This is a genomic window from Clostridium sp. HBUAS56010 (genome assembly GCF_007115105.1).
GTDB lineage: Bacteria > Bacillota > Clostridia > Lachnospirales > Lachnospiraceae > Lacrimispora.
Map to the genome: position 1 here is coordinate 209,947 of NZ_SULJ01000003.1, position 24,412 is coordinate 234,358.

Annotated in this window: 24 protein-coding genes; 2 read left to right on the forward strand and 22 right to left on the reverse strand. The window is 44.2% G+C overall.

Annotated elements, in window-relative coordinates:
- Positions 1–41: 41 nt before the first annotated feature.
- Genes FAY33_RS07655 through FAY33_RS07720 form a run of 13 tightly spaced genes read right to left on the reverse strand, consistent with a single transcriptional unit; the run spans position 42 to position 12,493 of the window.
- Positions 42–1,184 carry a 1-propanol dehydrogenase PduQ gene (locus FAY33_RS07655; protein WP_143320385.1) on the reverse strand — a complete coding sequence of 381 codons (1,143 nt, stop codon included), beginning with the start codon at positions 1,182–1,184 and terminating at the stop codon, positions 42–44.
- A gap of 42 nt (positions 1,185–1,226) precedes the next feature.
- Positions 1,227–2,642, reverse strand: a complete 1,416-nt coding sequence (locus FAY33_RS07660) for an aldehyde dehydrogenase family protein (RefSeq protein ID WP_185967534.1) — start codon at positions 2,640–2,642, stop codon at positions 1,227–1,229.
- Between the two features lie 46 nt (positions 2,643–2,688).
- The gene (locus tag FAY33_RS07665; protein ID WP_143320389.1) at positions 2,689–3,330 is read right to left on the reverse strand and encodes a phosphate propanoyltransferase; all 642 of its coding nucleotides are present in this window, start codon (positions 3,328–3,330) and stop codon (positions 2,689–2,691) included.
- A gap of 39 nt (positions 3,331–3,369) precedes the next feature.
- The gene (gene pduA, locus FAY33_RS07670; protein WP_143320391.1) at positions 3,370–3,645 is read right to left on the reverse strand and encodes a propanediol utilization microcompartment protein PduA; all 276 of its coding nucleotides are present in this window, start codon (positions 3,643–3,645) and stop codon (positions 3,370–3,372) included.
- Positions 3,646–3,682: 37 nt separating this feature from the next.
- Positions 3,683–4,870 carry a methionine adenosyltransferase gene (gene metK / locus FAY33_RS07675; protein ID WP_143320392.1) on the reverse strand — a complete coding sequence of 396 codons (1,188 nt, stop codon included), beginning with the start codon at positions 4,868–4,870 and terminating at the stop codon, positions 3,683–3,685.
- Positions 4,871–4,895: 25 nt separating this feature from the next.
- Positions 4,896–6,209 carry an aldehyde dehydrogenase gene (locus tag FAY33_RS07680; protein ID WP_143320394.1) on the reverse strand — a complete coding sequence of 438 codons (1,314 nt, stop codon included), beginning with the start codon at positions 6,207–6,209 and terminating at the stop codon, positions 4,896–4,898.
- Between the two features lie 44 nt (positions 6,210–6,253).
- Positions 6,254–6,517, reverse strand: coding sequence for a EutN/CcmL family microcompartment protein (locus FAY33_RS07685; RefSeq protein WP_143320396.1), 264 nt, complete (start codon positions 6,515–6,517; stop codon positions 6,254–6,256).
- A 31-nt stretch (positions 6,518–6,548) separates the two neighbouring features.
- Positions 6,549–7,121 carry a BMC domain-containing protein gene (locus FAY33_RS20055; RefSeq protein WP_279231851.1) on the reverse strand — a complete coding sequence of 191 codons (573 nt, stop codon included), beginning with the start codon at positions 7,119–7,121 and terminating at the stop codon, positions 6,549–6,551.
- Positions 7,122–7,143: 22 nt separating this feature from the next.
- A complete protein-coding gene (locus FAY33_RS07700; protein ID WP_143320398.1) occupies positions 7,144–7,842 on the reverse strand; it encodes a hypothetical protein in 699 nt (232 codons plus the stop codon).
- Positions 7,843–7,871: 29 nt separating this feature from the next.
- Positions 7,872–8,150, reverse strand: a complete 279-nt coding sequence (gene pduA, locus FAY33_RS07705; RefSeq protein WP_143320400.1) for a propanediol utilization microcompartment protein PduA — start codon at positions 8,148–8,150, stop codon at positions 7,872–7,874.
- Positions 8,151–8,197: 47 nt separating this feature from the next.
- Positions 8,198–8,998 carry a propanediol utilization microcompartment protein PduB gene (gene pduB / locus FAY33_RS07710; protein WP_143320402.1) on the reverse strand — a complete coding sequence of 267 codons (801 nt, stop codon included), beginning with the start codon at positions 8,996–8,998 and terminating at the stop codon, positions 8,198–8,200.
- Positions 8,999–9,023: 25 nt separating this feature from the next.
- Entirely contained in the window at positions 9,024–9,941 is a 918-nt protein-coding gene (locus tag FAY33_RS07715) for a glycyl-radical enzyme activating protein (RefSeq protein WP_143320404.1), read from the reverse strand.
- Between the two features lie 32 nt (positions 9,942–9,973).
- On the reverse strand, positions 9,974–12,493 hold the full coding sequence (locus tag FAY33_RS07720) for a glycyl radical protein (protein WP_143320406.1): 2,520 nt from the start codon (positions 12,491–12,493) through the stop codon (positions 9,974–9,976).
- Positions 12,494–12,941: 448 nt separating this feature from the next.
- Here FAY33_RS07720 and FAY33_RS07725 point away from each other — a divergent pair, with 448 nt between their 5' ends.
- The gene (locus tag FAY33_RS07725; RefSeq protein ID WP_143320408.1) at positions 12,942–13,400 is read left to right on the forward strand and encodes a heme-binding protein; all 459 of its coding nucleotides are present in this window, start codon (positions 12,942–12,944) and stop codon (positions 13,398–13,400) included.
- Between the two features lie 99 nt (positions 13,401–13,499).
- On the opposite strand, the gene FAY33_RS07730 is transcribed toward FAY33_RS07725, so the two are convergent.
- From FAY33_RS07730 to arcA, 7 genes are all read right to left on the reverse strand, one after another.
- Positions 13,500–14,384, reverse strand: a complete 885-nt coding sequence (locus tag FAY33_RS07730; protein ID WP_143320410.1) for a hypothetical protein — start codon at positions 14,382–14,384, stop codon at positions 13,500–13,502.
- Between the two features lie 67 nt (positions 14,385–14,451).
- Positions 14,452–15,645, reverse strand: coding sequence for an acetate kinase (locus FAY33_RS07735; protein WP_143320412.1), 1,194 nt, complete (start codon positions 15,643–15,645; stop codon positions 14,452–14,454).
- 157 nt (positions 15,646–15,802) lie between these two features.
- Positions 15,803–16,267: an arginine repressor gene (locus FAY33_RS07740; protein ID WP_143320414.1), complete on the reverse strand. Its 465-nt coding sequence runs from the start codon at positions 16,265–16,267 to the stop codon at positions 15,803–15,805.
- A gap of 15 nt (positions 16,268–16,282) precedes the next feature.
- Positions 16,283–17,527 (reverse strand): AraC family transcriptional regulator, encoded by a 1,245-nt coding sequence (locus FAY33_RS07745; protein WP_143320416.1) that lies wholly within the window; start codon positions 17,525–17,527, stop codon positions 16,283–16,285.
- Between the two features lie 34 nt (positions 17,528–17,561).
- Positions 17,562–18,500 (reverse strand): carbamate kinase, encoded by a 939-nt coding sequence (arcC, locus tag FAY33_RS07750; protein ID WP_143320418.1) that lies wholly within the window; start codon positions 18,498–18,500, stop codon positions 17,562–17,564.
- A gap of 13 nt (positions 18,501–18,513) precedes the next feature.
- On the reverse strand, positions 18,514–19,506 hold the full coding sequence (argF, locus tag FAY33_RS07755; RefSeq protein WP_143320420.1) for an ornithine carbamoyltransferase: 993 nt from the start codon (positions 19,504–19,506) through the stop codon (positions 18,514–18,516).
- Between the two features lie 27 nt (positions 19,507–19,533).
- Complete coding sequence (arcA, locus tag FAY33_RS07760; RefSeq protein WP_143320422.1) at positions 19,534–20,766, reverse strand: arginine deiminase; 1,233 nt, start codon at positions 20,764–20,766, stop codon at positions 19,534–19,536.
- Positions 20,767–21,011: 245 nt separating this feature from the next.
- On the opposite strand from arcA, the gene FAY33_RS07765 reads away from it, so the two are divergent.
- Positions 21,012–21,908: a helix-turn-helix transcriptional regulator gene (locus FAY33_RS07765; protein ID WP_143320424.1), complete on the forward strand. Its 897-nt coding sequence runs from the start codon at positions 21,012–21,014 to the stop codon at positions 21,906–21,908.
- Here the strand turns inward: FAY33_RS07765 and FAY33_RS07770 are convergent.
- Both FAY33_RS07770 and arcD read right to left on the reverse strand, forming a co-directional pair.
- A complete protein-coding gene (locus FAY33_RS07770) occupies positions 21,881–22,879 on the reverse strand; it encodes a helix-turn-helix transcriptional regulator (protein WP_143320426.1) in 999 nt (332 codons plus the stop codon). The genes FAY33_RS07765 and FAY33_RS07770 overlap by 28 nt on opposite strands.
- 97 nt (positions 22,880–22,976) lie before the next feature.
- Positions 22,977–24,398, reverse strand: a complete 1,422-nt coding sequence (gene arcD, locus FAY33_RS07775; protein ID WP_143320428.1) for an arginine-ornithine antiporter — start codon at positions 24,396–24,398, stop codon at positions 22,977–22,979.
- Positions 24,399–24,412: the final 14 nt, after the last annotated feature.

Consider the following 24,412-nt stretch of genomic DNA (forward strand, 5'->3'; position numbering starts at 1 on the left):
GACCGGGCTGTCATATAAAACAGCTCGGCCTTATGTTATTTTTATCCCTGACTGCCATTTTCCTGTCCTTCGTAGATATCAAGGAGAATCTTTTTAATCTCCTGACCTCCGATTTTAGTAGGAGTAGTGGCAAAGCAGGCATCCATAAGGGCATTATCTCCCATATTTTGAAGCTGACTTTCATATTCCGTCCGGTCAATTCCCAGTTCTTTGATGGAGGACGGCATATTCATACAGCGCATCAGAGCTGTAATCAACCCTTTCAGTGCCTTTACGGCAACCCCTGGGGTTTCCTTTGGCTCTGCAAGCTGAACTTTTAAGGCAAGTGCAGCATACTTTTTAAGGACTTCCTGATCTTTACTATTATATTCAATCACCTGATTTAATAGTATAGCATTTGCAAGGCCATGTGGAACATGGAAAGTTCCTCCAAGTTGATGAGCAATGCTGTGGTTCACACCCAGACCAGCCGTATTAAATGCGATTCCAGCCAAAGTGGAAGCTTCCTGCATCATGGTTCTGGCCTTTAGATTTTTTCCATCCATGTAACAGCCCAGAAGAGATTTTAACAGAAGTTCTACGGATTTCTCTGCCATTGCATCGGAAAATACATTGGCGCCGGTGGCAACATAAGCCTCTAATGCGTGAGTCAGCACATCCATTCCTGTATTTGCCGTTACCACCTGGGGAACAGTCACCGTCAGCACCGGATCTAAAATTGCCACATCCGCCAGAATATCTTCTGAGGCAATCAGATGCTTACTCTTATTTTCCGGATCTGTGATAACAGACGCAGAAGTCACTTCTGAACCGGTTCCGCTGGTTGTTGGAACTGCTACAAAAAGAGGTTTGGGAGCCAGTTGTTTTGCCATGGAAAAGTAAATAATTCCTTTTGCAGTATCAATGGCAGATCCGCCTCCAAAGCCAATGATTACGTCGGGCTTCACCCGGCACATCATGGAAATCCCCGATCCAACCACCGCAATGGTGGGATCAGGGATGGCTTTGTCAAACAGCTCTACAACATTGCCAGAAGAAAGAATATCCGTTAAATACTTAACAGCTCCATTTTCAGCAAGGAATTTATCACAGACAATCATGATGCGTCTGTTTTTCAGACTCTTCAAATATTCCTTTGCCTGCTTCCCTTCCTGTATTCTGGTTTTCATGTATACATTTGACATTTGCGTTTCTCCTTCTTATTCCGTTCATACCGGAGGTTCGTCTTATCGAATGCTGAATGCATCAGAGAGAACGCATTTGCGCTTCCTGCAGAAGGATCTTGCAGAAGTAAGGCCTTCTCCGGTAGGTCCTGCAATGGTAAATGTGGTATGACCTTCTCCGCCTGCACCGATTCCTGCATAAGATGGTGCATTTTTTACAAAGATGGTGGTTTCCAGCATTTTTGCCATCTTGCTTAATTTCTCCACGTTCTGGGAGTGCATCATAGCAGTATGACGGTTTCCATGCTCTGCTTCCAGTGCATATTCAATTGCAGTATCTACATCTGATACACGAACGATTGGAAGAATTGGCATCATCATCTCTTCCTGAACAAACAGGTCATCCTTTGGCACTTCCATAATAATAACACGAACAGAATCCGGTACTTTTACGCCCAGTTTCTCCATGATATATACGGCACTTTTTCCAACGAAGGAAGTCTTTGGTCCGCCTTTTTCTGTGGTTACCATCGCTTTTAAATCCTCGATCTGCTGTTTGTCAGTGATCAGGTAAGCTCCGTTTTCCTTCATGTACTGGATTAAGTGATCACAGATGGAATCCACTGCAAATACTTCCTTTTCTGCGATACAGGGAACGTTATTATCAAAACTGCTGCCATCAACAATATCTTTTGCGGCTTTCTTAATATCTGCGGTTTCATCAACTACAACCGGAGGATTTCCTGCTCCTGCTCCAATTGCTTTCTTTCCGGATGAAAGAACTTTCTTTACGATAGAAGGACCGCCGGTAGCAACCAGAAGACGTACCTTTGGATTGCTGATCATTTTTTCTGTATTCTCCAGAGATGGCTCTTCCACCATAGAGATTAAATCAGAAGGTGCACCTGCTTCTTTTAAGGCTTTGTTTAACATCTTAACAAGAAGTCTGGAAACCTTTTTTGCTCTTGGGTGAGGGCTGAAAATAACGGTATTGCCCCCTGCAATCATAGAAATAGAGTTATTGATGATTGTCTCGGTTGGGTTCGTGGTTGGTGTAATCGCACCAATCACTCCAAATGGGCAATACTCTGTAAGAGTCAGACCATTATCACCGGTTACTGCTTCGGAAACCAGATCCTCTGTTCCAGGAGTCTTTTCAGCAGCAAGACGGTTCTTAATGAGTTTATGTTCATAATGGCCGATCTCAGTTTCTTCCACTGCCAGTCTGGAGATCAGCTCCAAATTTTCTTTGTTCAAAATGGTTTTACGCATTACATCTACATATTTCTGACGATCAGCAATTCCGGTAAATAACAGCTTTTTCTGTGCTTTTTCAGAAGCCTCAATTGCTTCATCCATGGTTGTAAAGAGACCATATCTTTCTACATTCTGTTCCGGTGTGCTGATAAGTTTTTCTGACTGAATTTCCCGTAAAACCTGTTCTACCATCTGCTCAATTGCTTTTAAATCCATATCCAAGTGTCTCTACCTTCTTTCCCTTATTGTGAGTCTGTTTTGGCAATCCTTACTGCTCTTTTCTGATAATTACATAGTCGCCATTGCCTAGTGAAAGGGCATTCGCCTCATCCACGTCAACGTGCATTTCCAGAGCAAACTGATCCGATACACGAACCAGAACATCTCCGAATACACCACGCCTTTCGCCAAATGTCTCTACTTCCACCATGTCTTTGTCTTTCAAGCCCATGGCTTGTGCCTGACCTGGTGTCATATGTATGTGGCGTAAAGCAACAATGGCTCCTTCTGAAAGAGAAACGGTTCCTGCCGGACCGACTAAATCCAGTCCGGGAGTACCTGTTAAATCTCCGGATTCCTTTATGAAAGGCCGGATTCCAAGACGGAAACTGTCGGTTTTTGAAACCTCAACCTGACTTTGTTTTCTCACTGGTCCAAGAATCCGCACCCGTTCAAATTCTCCCTTAGGGCCTCGTATGGTCACTGTCTCATTGCTGGCAAACTGGCCAGGCTGTTTTAAATCTGCCTTTTTTGTCAGTTCGTAGTCTTTTCCGTAAAGTATGTCTAAATCCTGTCTGGATACATGGACATGCCGGTTCGATACCCCTATGGGAACTTTATGTGTATCATAATCTTTGATCTTCTCGATTACCCGCTTGGTCACAAGCTTAATTAATTCTTCTTTATCCATGATTCCCTTTTCCTTTTGAACTGATTTTTTACCTGTTTATTATAATTTTGGTAAAATCTTTTCTACATCGGTATGAGGTCTTGGAATCACATGCTGGGATACCACTTCCCCTACATTGGCTGCTGCGGCTGCTCCTGCATCAACAGATGCTTTTACTGCGCCTACATCACCGCGAACCATAATTGTAACAAGACCAGAACCAATCTTCTCGTAGCCGATCATGGTTACATTGGCTGCTTTTGTCATAGCATCTGCTGCTTCAATTGCTCCTACCAGACCTTTTGTTTCTACCATTCCTAATGCTTCATTTGACATTGATTTTTCCTCCTGAAATTATGTTTACATTATTATTCTATGAAAAGGCTAACTGTTTTAATATCCATGCCTTATCTGTTTCTTCCCAGCCAAATCCCTGGTCGCTTCTTCCGAAATGGCCATAGGCTGCCGTCTTTAAATATTGGGGTCTGCGAAGCTTTAATTCGGATATGCAATCGGAAACCCCGAAAGAAAATACATTTTTTACAAGTGTCTCCATCTGACTGTCCGGAATGGTTCCGGTTTCAAATGTATTAACTGTAATTGCCTCCGGCTCTATTCCGCCGATGACATAGGCAAGAGCCACTTCACATCGCTTTGCCAGACCTGCCGCCACAATATTCTTTGCCACATACCGTGCCATATAAGCAGCAGAGCGATCCACTTTCGTGGGGTCCTTACCGGAGAAGGCTCCTCCTCCATGTTTCGCAATGGTTCCGTAGGTATCTACCATAATCTTTCTTCCTGTGACACCCGTATCTCCTGCCGGACCGCCAATCACAAACCGCCCGGTGGGATTAATATGAATTCTTGTCTTTGGTGTCATAAGATCGGAATCAATGATCGGCTCAATGACCGTACACCGGATAAATGCTTCCAGCACCTCTTTGGAAACCGCTTCACTGTGCTGAACAGATACCACAATGCTGTGAATTCCAACAGGTTCTCCTGCCTGGTTATACCGGACTGTAACCTGGGTTTTTCCATCGGGATATAGAAAGGAGCCGCCCTGGGTCTGTCTGATATGATCCAGTCTCTCTGCCAGGCGGTTTGCCAGATAGCAGGGCAGGGGCATAAGACTTTCAGTCTCATTCACTGCATAGCCATACATAACACCCTGATCTCCGCCTCCAAGCACTTCTTTTTCTCCGTCTTTTCCCTTTGTCACTCCCTGAGAGATGTCTGGAGACTGATTATGTATATTGGTAAAGATCATGCAGGTGTCGGCATCAAAGCCTTTTCCATGCTCTACATATCCGATATTCCGAATAATTTCCCTTGCTTTTTTTATGACGTCAATCTGTGCTTTTGAGGTAACTTCTCCTGCCAGCATCAGCGTGTTCGTAGACGCCATAACCTCTACCGCCACCCTGGAAGCAGGGTCCTCTGCCAGATAAGCATCAAGAATCCCATCAGCGATCTGGTCGCAGACTTTATCGGGATGCCCTTTGGTTACGGATTCTGAGGTTACGAAATAGGTTCTGCTATTGCACCCTTCCAACATAGTTTACAACCTGCTTTCTCAAAGATTAACGGAGGGCAAAGCCATCAGTCAGCGTACACCTTCTTCTTCTGGTGAAATGCCTTGCTGTGGCGGTTCCCTCTCCCGTCGCTGTTGCAACGGTAAAGCTGGTATGCCCTTCCAAATCAAATCCCACTCCAAGCAGAGACGGACCATTTTTAACGAATACAGAGGTCTGCATCTTCTGTGCCGCCCGGTTTAAGTGTTCAATGGACTGGGAGTGGACCGTAGCTGTATGTTTGAATCCCTGTTCTACTTCTAATGCGGTTTCTAATGCCTCGTCAAAATCAGAAACAATAACCAGAGGCACTAAAGGCATTAACAGTTCAAGGGTTACAAAAGGATGGGTCTTCTTTGTTTCCACTACAATCAGCTTCACAGGAGAGGAACAGGAGATTCCTGCGCTGGCAAGGATCTTATCAGCACTTTTTCCTTCCAGTTTTTTGTGAATGGTCAGGTCCTGTGTTACTGCGACCTGGAGAAGCTTCTGGATTTCCGCTTCATCCTTTACATAATAAACCCCTTTCTTTAAAAGCTGATAAATCATTTCTTCTGCCGCCGGCTTTGTCACCACAATACATTTTTCAGAAGTACACATTAAATTATTGTCAAATGCGGCTCCACGGACAATATCATACGCTGCCTGTTTTAAATCTGCAGTTTCATCTACGATGGCAACCGGATTGGCGGGACCTGCTCCGATTACCCGTTTTCCGGAAGACATTGCCTGAGAAAGAGAATCCGCTCCTCCGGTACAGACAACAAGGTCTACGTCCGGATGACTCATAATCTCTTTTGTGTATCCCATCAGGCTCTCATGGAGCGTTACCACAAGATCGGGAATCTGACAGGTGTTTAATACGGCATTGCTGATTACTGCTGTCACAAGCTGGGATACTCTTAACGCCCTTGGATGAGGGCAGTGCACCACACCGTTTCCTGCTGCCAGCATTCCGATGGTATTGTTAATGAGCGTTGCACAGGGGTTTGTGGAGGGCTGAACCGCACAGACAACTCCTACGGGAGCCAGTTCATATAAGGTCATGCCGTGATCTCCTGTATTGACCTCTGTAATCAGATCCTCAACACCCGGAGTCTTTTCGATTGCCAGACGAATCTTCTCGGTCTTGTCGGCTTCATTACCCATACAGGTCTCTGCTACCGTCAGCACCGCCAGTTCCTCCGCCAGAGGACGAAGAGCTGCCCTTACTGCTTCGATTACCTGCCGCCGTTCATTTAACGTCAGAGCGGCATACTTTGCAGATGCGTTTTTCGCTGCTGCTACTGCATCTGTTACACTGGAGTAAATACTGCTAATCATGCTATTTCTTACCTCCTTTCCTGTTAAGCTGATGGGGAAAGCATTTAACCGACCAAGTTATCGACGATTCCGATAATTGCCATGTCAATAACCGCTTCCCGCTTCCTTTTATCTACGCGGACAGAGGAGCCCTGGCCGATTAAAACCGTTTCGCCTACTCCTGCTCCCACATAGTCTACTGCTACTTCTTCCGAATCTATGAAATTGCCCTGGGAATCAATTCTGCGAACGATCATCAGTTTGTAACCCGTCAGGGTTTCATCTTTTCTGGTCGCTACAACAGTACCTGTAATCTTTGCCAGCCTCATTTTTCTTCCCTTTCCTTTCCGCGATCAAGTTCTATTTCTTACGGCTGCCTGGTTTTCTTGGCTGCTGGGAAGGCTGCTCTTTTACTGGTTCCGCTTTTACAGGCTCTGGCTTTACTGCCTCTTCCTTAGACGGTTCCTCTTTCACAGATTCCTCTTTCACAGGTTCTATTTTTACAGCTTCTGCTTTTACGGCTTCTGCTTTTACGGCTTCCTCTTTTACAGCTTCTTCTTTTAAAAGCACTTCTTTTACAGCTTCTGGCTTCTTATCTGTCTGCTCCTGCTGATCACTGGAAGCGGATGGCTGCGGAGGAATTTCTGCTTTTAAATTTTTGGAAGCACCGAAGATCTGATCCACGGAGTCTGCCGGCCGGGCAATCACTTTAAAGGACACCAGTTTCTGGTTTTCCAGTCCAGTCTGCTTTCCTGCGCTTACAGCCGCATTGACCGCTCCCACATCTCCGGCGACTTTGACGGTCATATAGCCCTGACCCTTTGTGTTTTCAATCTCAAGAATTGTGACATTTGCCGATTTCACCATGGCATCTGCCACTAGTACTGCCGTTGATAGTCCCTGGATTTCAACCAATCCTAATGCCTGTTTCATTGTATCACCTCACAACTTTTGTTTACTGTAAGACAATGTTTAATAACCTTGCCTTGTCTTTCGCCAGATCTGTAATAATATCCCCTTTTTGCAAAGGGAGTACCCCGTCTGACGCATATGTTTCTACATTGGATGCTGTTATAACTCTTTTTCCCCCGGTACCGCAAACAGTGTGTTTCTGTTCCGGAACAGCGGATGTCAAAGATCCAATCTCGATTCCATACTGTAAAATGCTTCTGTAATAGGATAATATCTGCTCCTGATAAGCGGGCTGTTCTTTTCCGGAAAACGGAGTGAGTCCAGACTGCAGAAACAGTATCCGGCTCCCCGCCCGAAAGCATGCACCAATCCAGGATGTCTCAAAGGTATCATGAAGGCACAGAGCAGTTTTTACTGTTATCTCTGTAGGAACAACTGGAAAAACAGTCACCGCACCTTCTAAATCTACCGGAATTCCCTGGGAATGATAGCGGATCTCTTTACAAGAGGAAATACTGGAAAGTCTGGACTGCCGTCCCTCTTCCTGCCATTCATCTGGAATGACAGGACAGACACGGTATTCTCCGGACTCTTTGATTTCTTCTAAAAATTCCACATACCTTTCGTCCCAGGCTGAGGTGCAGATCATATACAACAGCTTTTTTTCCTTTATGCCCTCTTCTTCCAGTTTCTTTAAGATCCGAAGCACCAATTCTTTTAGCTGCTCTTCACTGATGTTCAATTCGTCCACCTCATTTTAAGAATTCCTGATTACAGAATATTTGGAAGAACCTTTTCAACGTCAGAATGAGGACGTGGAATTACATGGGTAGATACCAGTTCGCCTACTGCTGCTGCAGAAGAAGCTCCTGCATCAGTAGCTGCCTTTACTGCACCTACGTCTCCTCTTACCATAACAGTTACAAGTCCTGATCCGATCTTTTCATATCCAACCAGTGTTACATTTGCTGATTTTACCATGGCATCTGCTGCCTCAATTGCTCCGATTAAACCTTTTGTCTCTACCATACCTAATGCGTCTGCGCTCATAGTTAAGCCTCCTTATTTTTCCTTACGTTTCTCTTTTGGTTTCTTATTTAAATATAGGGCTGCTGAGAGGATTTTGCTTCGTCTCCCATTGCTCCAAGAAGCTTCTTACCTGCTTCTATGGCTGCACGCACTGCCTGCCTTACTGCACCGGAATCTCCGGTAAAGGTAAGAATTGTCTCATTGGAATAGCTGGTTCCAGCCGCTGGAGAGCTGTAACTTACCACTTCAACATTTGCTGCTTTTACTGCAACATCTGCCAGAACCGTTCCAATGGCTGCAGGTCCTGCACAGGTCATTCCAAATGCCTTTCCCATAGGTGCTCCAAATGCTTTTTCCAGACAGTAGCTGGCTCTTGCAGTATACTGGAACTCCAGATGGCCCGCATCATTGGAATAAACATCTCCAAAATATTTTGGCAGTACCTGAAGTGCAATCTCAACAGCTCTTCTGGCATCGGATACATCTTCTGCACCGATATAGATTAAACTTCCGTGTCCTGCTCCGCCTTTTGTATCTCTTGGAAGTTCTACGGAAAGGACTTCTGTATTGGTTGCTTTTACAGCTTCATCCACTGCCCAGATCTGAGGACCTGCGCCAGTTCTGCCGCCTATGATACCGATGGAACGGTATTTTCCAAGCTTCATGGCATCTGCAAGCATTGGGTCCACACTGGCAATGACAAGACCTATGGTATCACCAACTGTGGTTCCCACATACTCCGTCATTCCAATTCCTGCTGCTGCCGGACGTGCTGTTTCTGTTTTTTTAGTCTCTTGTCTGGTTTCTGGTTTGATTCCCAGTTCGTCAGAGACCTGTTTCATTACTTTTTCAATTAACTGCTGATCCATTGTTTTCCTCCATTCTCAAATCATACTATCCACCGATTACACACCGAAAACCGAAGTTTTCCACAATTGCCTTACATTCTGAAAGATCTTCCGGATTCAGCGGTTTTACATGTTTCAGCTCGTAATCTTTTCCTAATAATTCATACTTATTTTCTCCAAATGAATGATAGGGGAGAAGATGTATGGTTCTTATACCGGTCAGTGTTTTTGCAAATTCTGCAATGGCGCCGATCGCCTCCGTGGAATAATTAAAACCAGGAATTACCGGAACCCGGATTACCGTATTCGATATCTGGGTGATGCGGGGAGCATTCTTTATAACTCCTTCATTGACAGCCCCCGTAAACCGCCTATGCTGTTCCGGGTCCATATGTTTCACATCTAAAAGAACCGTATCCACATATGGTATAACTGCTTCAACTGCCTCAGCACTTCCAATTCCAGTTGTCTCAATGGCTGTGTTCCAGCCCTGGCTCTTGCTGGCTTTTAAAAGTTCTGAAGCAAACTCATACTGCACCAGCGGCTCCCCTCCGGAAAGGGTGATTCCCCCTCCGGAACGGCGGTAAGTGGTTGCATCCTTTTTCAGTTCCCGCACAACCTGCTGGATAGACATGGTTTTTCCTTTTGAAACCAGGGCACCTGTAGGACATGTATTGGCACATTCTCCGCATCCAGTGCACAAATCTCTGTCAATCCAGTTTTCATTCTCCGGGCTGATGGCTCCCGCCTTACATGCCTTTATGCAGCGTCCGCAATGAATACATTCATCTTTCTTATACATCATGACTGGCTTTATACTCTGGGATTCCGGATTGCTGCACCACTGACAGGAGAGAGGACAACCCTTTAAAAATACGATTGTACGGATTCCCGGACCATCGTGCAGGGAAAACCGCTGGATATCAAATACGGTTCCCGTCAGATTATAATTAATCGAATCCATGCCGACTCCCTTCTTTTCTATGCCGGAACCCTTTACATGGTCTGCTCGGTACGGCTGATAATGTCATCCTGAACTTCTTTTGCAAGAACCGTAAACTGTGCGCTGTATCCTGCTACACGGACTACCAGATCTTTATGCTGATCCGGATCAGCCTGTGCGGCTAACAGTGTTTCACGATCAATAACGTTAAACTGAACGTGCATTCCTTTGTGGTCAAAATAGGAACGTACAATTGAAGCAAAATGCTTCAGACCATCATCTCCTGCCAATGCAGAGGGAAGGAATTTCTGGTTATATAAGGTTCCGTTTGAATAATTGGCATGATCCAGTTTTGAAACTGACATGGCAGCGGCAGTCGGGCCATTGGTATCTTTTCCCTGTCTTGGTGATACACCGTCTGCTAAAGGTTTCTTAGCCAGTCTTCCGTCTGGAAGTGCTCCAACATCCTTACCGAATAATACATTGGCAGATACCGGATAACATCCCGCCTGGAACTGACCGCCTCTTGGGTTTTTATATTTTTCCACTTCATAGGAATAAATCTGTCCGCAGCGTCTTGCGATCATATCCACTTCATCTTCGTCATTTCCATACCATGGGGTATTCTCAAGAATTCTCTTGATTTGGGCATAGTCTTCCTTATTACCGGAAGTCTGCTGTACCGGCTTGCTTAACTGTGCCTGTAAATCTGCAAGATTAATGGAACCGTTGTTGCTTAAAATTCGTTTTACTGCTTCATAAATTTTTGCTTCGTCTGTGATCTCTGCTGATGCTGCATTCTCGCAGTCATATCCGAAGTTATGATCAAGAGCTTCCTTTAACTGTGCCATTGTAATCTCTTTGTTTTCAAAGACATGTTTCTTAATGGCGCACAGGGAATCTCCCGCATCTGCTACACCAAATGCCTGAGGACCGGTAAAGTTATAGATGGCTCCGCCTTCCTGAACACTCTTGCCGCGGCCAATACAATCATCAACCAGTGCGGATAAGAATGGAAGGGGTGCACGCTCTGCATGAGCATAATCCACGCAGTTATCTGCTTCTGCAAGATGGTATACAAAATACTCCATCTGTTTTTTATATGCTTCAAAAAGCTGCTCTAAGTTAGTAAAGGAAGTAATCTCTCCAGTTACAGGACCTAACTGCTTCTCTCCAACTCTTCCGTTATTCAGAGTAATCTCTAACACTTTTGCAATGTTAAAGAATGCGGCATCATGCCAGCCCTCTGTTTTATTCGGACACTGTGGTTCTACACAGCCGATGATACAATAATTTCTGGCATCTGCTAAGGATACTCCTCTGTTGCAGAGTGCCGGAACAATCACTTCATCGTTATACATAGCCGGAACTCCAAGGCCTAAACGAGTCAGCTCACAGGCACGGTAAAGGAATTCGTCCGGTGTATTCTGGTGAACACGGATCGAGAAAGAAGGTGCAGGAAGTTTTACATGAGCAACTGCTTCCATACACATATAAGACATCTCATTGGTGGCATCAAGACCATCTTCTGTCTGACCGCCTACGATCAGGTTCTGGAATACTGCATATCCTGCAAATGCCTGAGCGGACACTTCATCTCTTGTCTTATTGACATCATTTAATTTTACCCATACACAGTCAACCAGTTCCTGTGCGAACTCATGGGAAATTCCCTGATCCATTGTAAGATATGGATTCATATACTGATCAAAACGTCCTGGTGAAATAGAATGACCATTGGCCTCAATCTGAAGAAGGATCTGTACAAACCAGAAGGACTGGCATGCTTCATAGAAATTGGTTGCACCCTGTTCCGGAACCCGGTCACAGTTGGATGCGATCTGAAGCAGCTCTGCTTTTCTCTTTGCATCGGGACAAACCGCTGCCATCTCTCTGGCTTTGGCTGCGTAACGATGTGCAAACTGAATTGCAGCCGTATATGTAATAATGAGAGCTTCATAGAAATTTTTCTTTTTAATATAATCAGGATCTCCGGTATTTAACTTTGCCATAGCTTCCATTACCTGACGGATAATTCCTGTAAATCCGATCTTTAATACTTTGCCGTAATCTGCACATACATGACCAACACCGCCATAGAAGTAGTTTCCTACTGTAAATACGCCATAGTCGATACAGTCCTTTGTTTCCTGGGACATATAGGATTCTGCCAGGGCACTGGTTGTCTTTCCATCCCAGTACTTAAATGCTTCTCTTAATTCTGTTTTAGTCTCCTGTGGAATCTGGAATGGATCTGCCATTCTGGTTCCCATGGTATCAAACTCTTTTTCTACCCATTCATAGGAAAACTCAGGGCAGATCTCGGTGGAACGGAGATTCTTTGTAATGGCACCTACAATTAACTCATCATCATGAATGGTAATAGGAAGGTTCCTGAAAATCTTATCCGCTGCCTTTGCTCTCCTCATAATTGGAGAAAGACCCTCTGTTTCTTTATAAGATTCTGTTACCAGAACGGCACGTTCTGACTCTACATATGGAACCGCGTTAACGATAGCACTCTTTAATTTTTTTACACGCTCCGTTGGCTCTGTAAACCCTTTTGCAAGCATAAAATATCCTCCTTCTACATAATAAGTTTTTGGATGATTCCTCTGTCCACATCATATCGCATCCATACGAAAATAATGAAACATTTTTAAAGCATAAATAATGTACAATCCAGACTTCTTCTGTTTTTCCCCTGCCAACCGTGCTTTTAAAACCCTTTTCACACTGGTTTTTATGATGTCAGAATTCACGAATCCGTTATACTCTGTCTTACCGGAGTGTCAAAGCAGGATGTATGGACTGGAACAATGGGTTTTCAGACCTTCCCCAGACATATGCCTCCGCTTCATGTAATCTACAGACTGGTTTTATGTATTATCAAGACCTGCCCTTTATCTGCCGTTTGTATTGGATCGTCCCTTTTTTCGGATTGGACTGTCATTGAAGCCAGAGGAGTTCCCCTTTATAATAATGTTAAACCTATGAAAGTCCTTACCAGGAGGTATTTGTATGAATGATTCCCAAATGACGGGAGATATTGCAGCGGCTGTAATACAGGCTTTAAAGGGAGAGAGAATGACCTTAAAAGAAGCTTTGCTTTTAATCGAACGGGGGGAAGAGATGGCAAGATCCATTGCAGTTCCCATGGTCTTTACTGTCGTGGACGAAGGTGGGAACATGGTTGCCATGCACCGTATGGATGATTCCCTTCTTGCAGGAATCGCAGTTTCCAATGCAAAAGCCTATACATCAGTTGCCCTTCGTATGTCAACCGAAGAAGCTGCTAAATCCGTTCTTCCCGGACAGCCTCTTTATGGGCTTCAAGAAACCCACCCAGGGAAGTTCTGTGTCTTTGGAGGCGGAGTCCCCATTACCTTCAACGGCCGTCTGATCGGCGGACTGGGTGTTTCAGGAGGAACAACAGAGCAGGATATTACCGTAGCAAAATACGCCGCCGGCATCTCTTAAACGCCACGAACGCAGGATGCGTAATCAATCAGACAAAAACAAGCATGAGACAACCCTTTTCAGGTATCTCATGCTTGTTTTTAATTGGTATAAAGATTGTCAGGGAAGAAAGAATCCATTCCCAAACAATATATTTACAAGAAATGTGAAGATAAATATGGTACATGCCGGCGGATCCACATGGGTATCGCAATGGCTGTTAAGAGTCTTCACAATAAAATCACCAAATAATGCAGTCAGAATTCCAAAGACAACTCCCATAAGCGGATTGCCGGAAATCACCGCTGCCAATGCCGAAATCAGGGCAATGTGATGGGTTGAAGGAACTGCAAACCCGGTCTGGGTAAACATCAGAGAAAATGCCGCAATTCCAAAACAGAGAACAGGGAAATTCCCAATAGCAGCTTCTGACGCTCCGGCCGCTGCCATTGTCTGGTACACAAATCCGGTTGCTGTCCCGATTCCGCCGCCAAGAAGCACATTGCAGAATAATCCCTTTCCAAGCGTTATGTATTCTCTCTTTTCTCCCGATTCTGTTTTTCCAATCAGACCGCTGCTTCCAAATGCAAACCGTGCAATCAATCCAGATATAACAACGGTGATTCCAGGAAGATCGGTATTCAGACGTAAAACACTGCCTGCTCCATAGTGAATCACAAACCCAAGGACACCAAACACACCGCCCACGACCAAGGTCATGGGATCATTCAATCCAAACAGAGGAGACAAGATGTCCGTGCCGCTTTTAAGAAGCTTCTTTTTTCCTGCGTAAGCCGCCGCTGCCACGCCGCCTGCAAAAGCAACATGAGGACCAAGGTAGGAACCAAAGGCAACATAACCGATGGTTACGTCTCCTCCCCCCGCCATCGCCACTACCGCTCCTGCTATGGCAAGCAGTCCCGTCAGTATAAATGCCGGCAGCGCTCCTAAGTATGCTCCAATGATTCCTCCCCCAAATGCCCCGATGAAAGCAAAAATATCCATGTCTTTCCTTCTCCTTTTGCTCTTTTATTTTAAGCCCTTTTAACCCCACTCAGGCTTATAAACTGTTTTATGAAACGATGGAAATTGTCTCTCTGGCAATGGCTAATTCTTCATTTGTTGGAATCACTAAAACGGCTACTTTAGAATCCTCAGTGGAAATTAACTGTTCGCTTCCTCTTTTTGCATTTGCTTCCTCATTTACTCCAATTCCTAAAAATGCAAGCTGGTCACAGACTTTCTTTCTCATGGCTCCATCGTTTTCCCCTACCCCTGCGGTGAAGGCAATGGCGTCAATTCCACCCATGGCTGCTGCATAAGCACCAATGTATTTTACAACACGGTATGTAAAGGCATCCAGGGCAATCTGTGCTCTGTGGTTTCCCTCTTCTGCTGCCTTCATAATATCACGAAAATCGCTGGATACTCCGGATACTCCAAGAGCGCCGGATTTTCTGTTGAGCACATCAAGCATCTCATCAATGGTTAAGTTCTCTTTATTCATCAGATACTGCATGGCGCCAGGATCTACGTCTCCGCTTCTGGTTCCCATTAAAAGCCCTTCTAAAGGAGTAAATCCCATACTGGTATCTACAGACTTTCCATTCTTAACGGCTGAGATACTGGAACCGTTGCCCAGATGGCATACCACAATCTTCATGGACTCATAATCTTTCTTCAGATATTCTGCCACTCTCTTAGAAACGTAGCTGTGGCTGGTTCCATGGAATCCGTATCTTCTGATCTTATACTTCTCATAATACTCATAAGGAAGACCATAGAGGTAGGACATCTCTGGCATGGTCTGGTGAAATGCCGTATCAAAGACTGCCACCATAGGAGTCTCCGACATCAGCTCCTGACACGCTCTTATGCCGGTTAAACTGGCTGGATTATGAAGAGGTGCCAGAGCACAGCATTCTTCAATTGCCTTTAATGCTTCCTCTGTAATAAGGGCAGAAGAGGTGAAAATCTCTCCTCCATGGGCAACACGGTGTCCAACTGATCCGACTTCATCTAAACTTTTTATAACACCCGACTGTTCATCGGTGAGCAATCTCTGCATGATTTTAACTGCTTCTTTGTGTGTGGGCATAGGTGCAACGGTTACACTCTTCTCTCCGCCCTTTTTCTGGTAAGTGACCTTGCTCTCATCAATTCCAATCCGCTCGCAAAGTCCAATTGCCAGCACTTCCTCTGATTCCGGGTTGATTAACTGGAATTTAAGGGAAGAGCTTCCGCAGTTAATTACCAATGTGTACATAATTGTTCCTCCTGCTTCGTTCATCTACCTGATTATACCTTTCAGACAGGAACATTATATCATCAGGACAACCTGCTTTAAGTGCATTATACAGACAGGAAAGCAGTAAAATACATACCAGTTTTTTTCTGGCTCTTACCTTTTAAGACAAATACGGTTATAATGGAATATCCTGGAACTGGCGGACAAGCTGATCTGTCATTCCTTCTTTTGAAATTACAAATATCGTATCATTTCCGGCAATGGTTCCTATGATTTCCCGCCAGTCCAGTTCATCAATAACGGCACAGATTGATGCTGCCATTCCTGGCTGGGTGGTAATTACGATGATGGTTCCAGAGCATTCCACACTCACAACTGCCATGGAAAAAAGGACAAACAGACGATGACTGATCTGATGCTTTGGTATTACCCTGCTCTTTTCATATCCCTGTCCATCCGGACGTTTTACCAGACTCATTTCACGGATATCTCTTGACAGGGTTGCCTGGGTCACATGAATTCCCTGTGCCCTCAGACGTTTTCTCAAAGTCTCCTGGGTTCGGATGGAATCATCCTCTAACAGCCTTAAGATGATTCTCTGACGTCCCCGTTTTATGTTCTCTCTTTCTGACTCGTTCACGCTTTTCCTTTCCCTTTAATTCAAAAGTTCTGTCTTTCCCACTCGAAATTGATTGGGAAGTACATGCCTGAGTGCTAAGAAATTTCTCCGGAACGTCCGGACTGTGCCATATCCTACTTCAATTGCAATATCTTCAATTGGCATATCTGTAAGAATCAGCAGTTCACTTGCCTTATTAATTCTTAACCGATGAAGAAATTCGTAAAAGTTACATTCTGTCTGAGCGAGGAAATGCCGATTCATTTCCTCTATGGTGATTCCGAATTTTTTGGCACACTGAGAGGCTGTAAGATCCTCCCTGTAATTCTTCTTTAAGTACTCCACCAGTCGGTATTCCAGTTTTTTTTCTTCTATATTAATGATTTTAAGTACCTTCTGATACGTTTTACGGTAATCGCTGATTCTGTTTTCCATACGGCTTAAAAATACTTTTGAAATATGGGCAGAATCCACGAATCCCAAAATGTCCGCTATTTCCTCTAAGGTCAGATCTGTATACAACAGATAATTAAGACTTTTTGCAATCCTCATCTCATTGAGCAGTTGAGGAAAGGAAAGGCCTGTGACTTTGTCTATGTAATCCCTTACAGAAGAACAGCTCATATAAAACTGCCTGGAAACGGTTCCAAGGGTTAACTTCTCACTTAAATGCAAATAAATATAACGTAATATTAAAACACGGTTATCACTGTCAACCTGCCCCAGATCCCGGTCTTTTCCTTCTTCCACAGATCTGCAAAAGGCAATCATCAGCGAAGACAGCCGCATGACAACACTCATTTCCTGATAGGATTTTCTTTTCCCACAGAGAAGAACGGATTCTACCCCCACTTCCTCTCTAATCCGTTTAAACAGGTACTCCACCTCTTCCCTGATCTCCTCTGTGAGGAAGGCAACAGGTGATTCTTCCAGTCTTTTTAATACGGATACAGGATCATAGATACTGGAGGATGTCTTTAAAATATCTGCTACCACATCATAGTTATACCGTATTACCTCAAACGTCAGCGGTTCCTTAACCTGGATCATCTGCGTGCAGACCCAGGGCAGAATGGAAAGCATCACTCCTGCCTTTAACTGGAAGCACTCCCGGTCAATCATCAGAGTTCCTTTTCCCTTCTTCACAAGAAGGAATCTGGAACCCTGATGATACAGGGGAACCGTGTTTTCTGATGCCGTTTCATAATCAAACGTGCATATGCTTTTCATATCAATTCTGGAGCAAAACTGGGATTGCAGTTTTTGATACTCCTTCATCATAATCAAATCCTTCCAGACCAATTTCTATACACGGTTATTGGTTTACAATTCTGGTTCCAGTCTTTCCTTTCAAAGCATCTCCGACTTTTTCCAGAGAACAGATCAGTGAAGTTCCATCTTTTTTGGATTTAATAAATTCCATGGCTGCCAAGACTTTGGGAAGCATACTTCCTGCTGCAAAATGTCCTTCCGACACATACTGCTGTGCCTGATTTAATGTAATCTCTTCCAGATCCTTCTGATCCGGCTTTCCAAAACGGAGACACACCCGGTCCACAGCCGTAAGAATGACAAACGCATCTGCATCTACCAGCTCTGCCAGTTTCTCCGCTGCAAGATCCTTATCCACCACTGCCGGAACTCCATGATAGGAACCATCCGGATCTTTGACCACTGGAATTCCGCCGCCACCGCCGGCAATTACCACATGGTTGGCATTGATTAAGGTATTAAGAGAGATTCTTTCATAGATGCTGACTGGCTTTGGGGATGCCACAACCCTTCGGTAACCCCTGCCGGAATCTTCCACATAGGTGTAACCGGTTTCCTTCATCAGCAGGTCTGCTTCGTCCTTGCTGTAATATCCGCCAATGGGTTTGGTGGGATTTTGAAATCCCGGATCGCCGGCATCTACAATTACCTGTGTCAGCATGGTGATTACCACTGTATCGCTGATTCCATGTTTCACAAGAGCCTGATCAATCGCCTGCTGTAGATGGTATCCGATATATCCCTGACTCATGGCAGTGCATTCTGGCAGTTCCATATTCGGAACAATCCCTGCTTCACTTCCCTTTTCAAAGGCAAGATTGATCATTCCCACCTGGGGTCCGTTTCCATGGCAGACCACCACCTGATAACCTTCTTTTACCAGACCTGCCACTGCTTCTGCTGTGATTCTGACCCGTTCTAACTGTTCCTTAGAGGTATTACCCAGGGCATTTCCCCCAAGTGCAATTACAATTCGTTTCACCTTATCCGCCTTTCTAGCAAAGAGTTGCATACATGACTGCCTTAATGGTGTGCATGCGGTTTTCTGCTTCATCAAATACTTTAGAATATTTCCCTTCAAATACCTGATTGGTCACTTCCATCTCCGTAAGACCGTATTTTTGAAAAATATCCTCTCCCACCGTTGTTTCCCGGTCGTGGAAGGAGGGGAGACAGTGCATAAAGATTGCCTGCTTTCCTGCATTCTCCATCACTTTGTCATTGACCTGATACGGACTCAGAAGTTTGATCCGGCTCTCCCATACCTCATCTGGCTCTCCCATTGATACCCAGATATCGGTATAAATCACATCGGCTCCCTTTGTTCCTTCTGAAACGTCTTCGGTAAGAGTAAGGGTGCAGCCGTTTTCTGCTGCAATTGTTTTGCAGATCTGAACCAGCTCTTCTTCCGGCCACAACTCTTTTGGTGCACAGGCGGTAAAGTTCAATCCCATTTTCGCACACGCCACCATAAGAGAGTTTCCCATATTATTTCTTGCATCGCCCATGAAGGTGAAATTAATTCCTTTCAGATATCCAAAATGTTCTTCCATGGTCAGAAGGTCTGCAAGCATCTGGGTTGGATGAAACTGATCCGTCAGACCATTCCAGACTGGTACTCCGGAATAATCAGCCAGTTTTGTCACAAGTTCCTGGCTGAATCCACGGTACTCAATGCCGTCATACATTCTTCCAAGAACCCGGGCGGTATCTGCAATACTCTCTTTCTTGCCCATCTGGGAACTTCCGGGATCTAAATATGTAACACCCATTCCAAGGTCTCTGCCTGCCACCTCAAAGGAACATCTGGTTCTTGTAGAAGTCTTCTCAAACAGAAGAACAACATTTTTTCCCTGCAAATACTGGTGGGGGGTGTGCGTTCTTTTTAAATCTTTAAAGTTTTTTGAAAGATCAAGAAGATAACGGATTTCCTCTGGTGAAAAATCTAATATTTTTAAAAAGCTTCGTCCTCTTAAATTAACTGCCATGGTGTTCATTCCTTTCTTATCAACGGTTTACAGATTTTCTCTTTCTAAAGGCATACTCATGCAGCGTGGGCCTCCCCTGCCTCTGGAAAGTTCCGCACTTGGTATCTCAATCACATGAAGGCCTTTGTCTTTCAGCAATTGATTGGTTTTTGTATTTCTTTCGTAGGTGATAATACTTCCAGGTGCAATACATAAGGTGTTGGAACCATCGTTCCACTGTTCCCTCTCGGCGGCAATCATATCTTCTCCACCACATTTAATCAGTTCTACGCGGTTAAGTCCCAGACTTTCTTCCAGAATCGTCTCCAGATCAGAATAAAGGACTTCCACACGGATCTCTCTGTCTCCCTGACCTTTTACAATTTTGTATACCCTCAGAGGCCCAAGAATTCCAGGGTGGACGGTAAATTTATCATAATCAATCTGCGTGAATACTGTATCCAGATGCATAAATGCACGACTATTTGGAATATCAAATCCTAATATAGTTGTAATGGTACTGTTTTTATTGGAAAAAATGTTCTTTGCCAGCAGCTCTAAGGCATCCGGCTCCGTCCGCTGGGAGATTCCCACTGCCAGAACCTTGTCACTGATATTTAAAATATCTCCTCCTTCAATATGAAAAGCATGATAACGGTCATAATACTGATCGACGTTTCCCTTAAAGTCCGGATGATACTTAAATAGATATTCTCCGTAGATGGTTTCCCTGTTTCGTGTTACGGAATACATATGGTTTAAGCTGACCCCTTCCCCAATACAGGCAAAAGGATCTCGGGTAAAGTAAAGGTTGGGCATAGGATCCACCACCAGTTTAGACGGATCACTCATCAGATCCACTAAAGAATCATTCTTATTGTAATCCAGCTCCTTTAAGACAATCCCCTCCATAGTCTTTAAAACCAGTTCTTTGGTATTTCCCTGATACTGCATCATATAATCATAGATTTTCTTTTTGTACAAATCGGTGCAGATACCAGCTTCCTCAATCCACTGCCTGATAAACTTCTCTTTGATGTCATGACTTAAATCCAGTACCTGGGCAACCATATCTTCCAGATAGAAGACTTCCACCCCATGATCTTTCAATGCTTTTGCAAATGCGTCATGCTCCTTTTGCGCCGCCTCCAGAAATGGAATGTCATCAAAGAGAAGTCTCTCTAATGTATCTGGTGTTAAGTTTAATAGTTCCCTTCCGGGTCTGTGCAGCAATACTTTCCTTAAACGCCCAATTTCACTTTTCACATGAATTCCCTGCATATTCAATACCCTCCTTTTTATTTTTTCTTTTGTACTTGCAACAGATTTTCCTTTTTGGCATCTCTGTTACGCAAAGACTACCATTTAAAAATCGAGTTTGGAATAAACTTTTTTATTATTTTTATACATAACTTTTAACTTTTAACAAAACTCATACTAAACTATATACATTTTGCACAAAACAGTGTTGACCATTTTCCTTAAGTGGGGTATACTGAGATCAAATCTTAAGGAAGGAAAGGAGCTTGATACCTTTGCTTTTTCTCTACAATATTGTTCTGACTATTCTATATTCCGGCGCCTGCCTTCTATCCCTTTGTGATCTTCTAAAAGAAAGGAAAAGACAGGGGAGTTACCTGGTGCTTCTGCTTGCCTGTCTGCTGGTCAGCCAGACTGCCGCCTTTGGAGCGGATTTTCTTCCTGGCTTTTCCCAGTTGTATCAGACTGCCTACCGCACTGTACCAGTCTTTCATACCTTTATCTCCCTTACTGTTTCTATGTGCCTGCTTGCCATCACCAGTGATTTCATGGGAGAAACCAGTATCAAAAAAAGAGAACTTGTAATCCTGTTCTTTTTATGTGTTCTTTTGCTTTTTCTTCCTGGAAAGCACGTCACTCCCCTACGCCTGTTTCTCTACCGCTCTGCGCCTATGCTCTATCTGTTTTACAGGACTGCTGTGGTGGCTTTCTTTCTATATAAAGAGAATTCCAAACCTGTTCTTTGTGCGTGCCCGCTTCTATTTTCCGTTGTCGGCATTGCTGAGAATGGTCTTCATGCCTACCGGAACATTTCCTATGATGTTTTTTTTGCTCTCTGCTGCCTGTGTTACATGATTTATTTCATAAAAAAAGAAACAGCCCCGCAGCACTGCGAGACTGAATCTTCTTATTCCAGAGATTTAACCAAAACAGAAAAAGACGGAATCTTCTACCGTTTCTGTGATACCTATTCCCTTACTCCCAGAGAACAGGAGATCCTTACACATCTGTTTCAGCAGGGCGATGCAGAGATTATCGCAACCACACTTACAATTTCTGCCCGTACAGTAAACACCCATATCCATCACATCCATCAAAAAACAGGAACTTCCTCCAGACAGGAGCTTTTCGCTCTTTATGAAAGTTTTTTGCATTCCTCCTGATTGTCATGGAATGATTTGTATTTTTCAATTAATTCCGACCGGTTTTTGGAATCTGTCTTATCATAAATCCCATGGGCATGAAACTTCACCGTTCCAACGGACAGCCCCAGTTCCTCCCCCATCTCCTGATATGTTTTATCCCGGATCAGCAGATAGAACACATCCCTTTGCCGGTTGCTTAATCCATATTCAGACGGGAATGGGTCCTTTATGATCTCTGCTGAATCTGGTTTTGTCCGCACTAAAACCGGTTCCGGTTCCGGCACTTCCTCCGGCTTTTGTGCAATCAGGCACCGAAAGCCTTCTATAATACCTATCACTGCCAAAAATACAAAAAATATATCTTCACTCACATTATGTTCCTGAAAGATCTTAAAGCCAAGGGTATTGATCACATACTGAAAATGAAAAATCACCAGACTGTCCTCCAGGAAGATTAATCCTGCAAAAACAATTCCCAGGATCAGATACCTTCTGCACATCAGGTATTTCTCCCTGTTCCCGTCTTCCTTTGACCTTCTGATGGAAAACAGATAAAAAATATGGAATCCTGCCAGATAAATCTGCCGTACGGTGTAGAAAATCCAGTGCTGCTTTACCGATGCGTTTAAATCACCGACATAAACCGTAACACAAGCCAGAGGAACAAGAGACAGCAGATAAAACATCCCCGGCTTTCTGCCCATTAACTCGGTTACAAGGTACAGATACAGGGCACTTATGGCTATTCCGCAGACTGCTTTTCCACCAAAATACGTCAGGACATTATAGGCGCCTGAAAAGAAGGACATATCAGAGAGAAACTCAGACATAAATATGATAACGGAATTTAAGCAAAAGAAAAACAGAAGCACGCCGGACAGAAGCTGCCGGACATGCCTTGTTTTACAATATGCTGTTATATTTATGGTGCAGGCACTTACAAATACCGTGATTAATAAAATATCAAACACAAATAATATAGTTTTCATTTACACCCCTAAGAATCCGTGCCGTTACTATTATCCTTTTATTGATAATATCATTGCAGGTGAATGCTTGTCAATTTCTTCCCGAAACAAGTAGAAATCAGACCGCAATTTTACCGGTTGCCAGCATGAACACAGATAGAACTGCAAAAAGGATAATGAAACCAATGACAACAAGTTCCTTTTTGGAAAACACCTTTGTTACCCCATATTCTTTCCTTGCTTTTACATAAAGAAAGATTCCAACCACATACACCAGCATGCACATGAGAAAATAACCAATTCCAGATGCCCAGATCGCCCAGCCGTAAAATCCGGTTCCCAGTATGCCAATGAGAAGCTGCCAGATCTCTCCCTTTTCCTTACGTCGTTCACAGGAAAGCTTGACCTGATAAATACATACCATAATCCAGGTGACAAATATGGCTGCGGTACATAATGAATATGCAAAATTATACGCTTTATTCGTAAACAACAGAGTGAAAATAAAAATCTGGGACAAAATCGTCATAAATACCAAAGAAAAGGTTGGTACATTCTGATTATTTACCTCTCCGAACTTCTTAGGAAGAAGATTCTGGTTCGCCATCAAAAGAGTGGTCTCCACAGGAAGCATGGTCCAGGACAGCCAGCAGCCGGTGACCGAGATTATCATTGCAATATTAATGAAAGACGCGCCCCAGGGTCCCACAATGGAAGACAGTAAATATGCCATGGCAGGCTGTTTTAACTGACTGATTTCCACCCGCTCCATCAGTCCATAGGGAAGAAGAGACAGGAGAAGATAAATGCACAAAAGGCCAATTAATCCCAGAACTGTTGCCTTTCCTGCTGTTTTCTTACTCTGCGCCCGGTCCGACATCATGGCAGCCCCCTCGATGCCTACAAATACCCACATCAGCACCATCATACTTGCCTTTACCTGCACCAGCACTTCTTTCAAAGAGAAATTACCAGATATGGTTCCCCAGAAATCCGCAGTAAAAAGTCTTCCCTTAAATGCAATTAATGCTGCTACCGTAAAGATAAAAAGGGGAACCAGTTTGCAGACCGTGATTATGGTATTGAGGATTGCAGCACTTTCCAATCCCCGGTTTACCACAAAACACATCAGCCATAGAATCAGGCTGGCAATCAGAATGGAGAGAAGGTTGCTTCCATCTCCTAACGCAGGGAAAAAGTAACTTAGTGCACTCATCATAATGGTGGCAAACGCAATGTTGCCAAGCCAGGCAGAAAGCCAGTATCCCCAGCCGCTGATGAAGCCCCCGAAAGGTCCAAAGGTCTCTGTCGCATAACTGAATATTCCGCTCAGCTCGGGGCGTTTGCGGATGATATTGGTAAGAGCCAGACAGAGCATTAAAACTCCCATTCCCGTGATGATCCAGGCTGCAATGGCTGCTCCCGGACTGGTTCCTGCTGCCATATCCGACGCAATACCAAAGATTCCGCTGCCAATGGATGAGCTGATCACCAATGCCGTTAAAGCCATAAGCCCCAGCTTTTTTGTCTTATTTTCCATATGTAACCTCCCAT

Bases quoted from the DNA above. Each gene is read 5' to 3' on its own strand.
- FAY33_RS07655 (WP_143320385.1), bottom strand. From the start codon at position 1,184: ATGTCAAATGTATACATGAAAACCAGAATACAGGAAGGGAAGCAGGCA.
- FAY33_RS07665 (WP_143320389.1), bottom strand. From the start codon at position 3,330: ATGGATAAAGAAGAATTAATTAAGCTTGTGACCAAGCGGGTAATCGAG.
- pduA (WP_143320391.1), bottom strand. From the start codon at position 3,645: ATGTCAAATGAAGCATTAGGAATGGTAGAAACAAAAGGTCTGGTAGGA.
- metK (WP_143320392.1), bottom strand. From the start codon at position 4,870: ATGTTGGAAGGGTGCAATAGCAGAACCTATTTCGTAACCTCAGAATCC.
- FAY33_RS07680 (WP_143320394.1), bottom strand. From the start codon at position 6,209: ATGATTAGCAGTATTTACTCCAGTGTAACAGATGCAGTAGCAGCAGCG.
- FAY33_RS07685 (WP_143320396.1), bottom strand. From the start codon at position 6,517: ATGAGGCTGGCAAAGATTACAGGTACTGTTGTAGCGACCAGAAAAGAT.
- FAY33_RS20055 (WP_279231851.1), bottom strand. From the start codon at position 7,121: ATGAAACAGGCATTAGGATTGGTTGAAATCCAGGGACTATCAACGGCA.
- pduA (WP_143320400.1), bottom strand. From the start codon at position 8,150: ATGAGCGCAGACGCATTAGGTATGGTAGAGACAAAAGGTTTAATCGGA.
- pduB (WP_143320402.1), bottom strand. From the start codon at position 8,998: ATGGATCAGCAGTTAATTGAAAAAGTAATGAAACAGGTCTCTGACGAA.
- FAY33_RS07715 (WP_143320404.1), bottom strand. From the start codon at position 9,941: ATGGATTCGATTAATTATAATCTGACGGGAACCGTATTTGATATCCAG.
- FAY33_RS07720 (WP_143320406.1), bottom strand. From the start codon at position 12,493: ATGCTTGCAAAAGGGTTTACAGAGCCAACGGAGCGTGTAAAAAAATTA.
- FAY33_RS07725 (WP_143320408.1), top strand. From the start codon at position 12,942: ATGAATGATTCCCAAATGACGGGAGATATTGCAGCGGCTGTAATACAG.
- FAY33_RS07730 (WP_143320410.1), bottom strand. From the start codon at position 14,384: ATGGATATTTTTGCTTTCATCGGGGCATTTGGGGGAGGAATCATTGGA.
- FAY33_RS07735 (WP_143320412.1), bottom strand. From the start codon at position 15,645: ATGTACACATTGGTAATTAACTGCGGAAGCTCTTCCCTTAAATTCCAG.
- FAY33_RS07745 (WP_143320416.1), bottom strand. From the start codon at position 17,527: ATGATGAAGGAGTATCAAAAACTGCAATCCCAGTTTTGCTCCAGAATT.
- argF (WP_143320420.1), bottom strand. From the start codon at position 19,506: ATGGCAGTTAATTTAAGAGGACGAAGCTTTTTAAAAATATTAGATTTT.
- arcA (WP_143320422.1), bottom strand. From the start codon at position 20,766: ATGCAGGGAATTCATGTGAAAAGTGAAATTGGGCGTTTAAGGAAAGTA.
- FAY33_RS07770 (WP_143320426.1), bottom strand. From the start codon at position 22,879: ATGAAAACTATATTATTTGTGTTTGATATTTTATTAATCACGGTATTT.
- arcD (WP_143320428.1), bottom strand. From the start codon at position 24,398: ATGGAAAATAAGACAAAAAAGCTGGGGCTTATGGCTTTAACGGCATTG.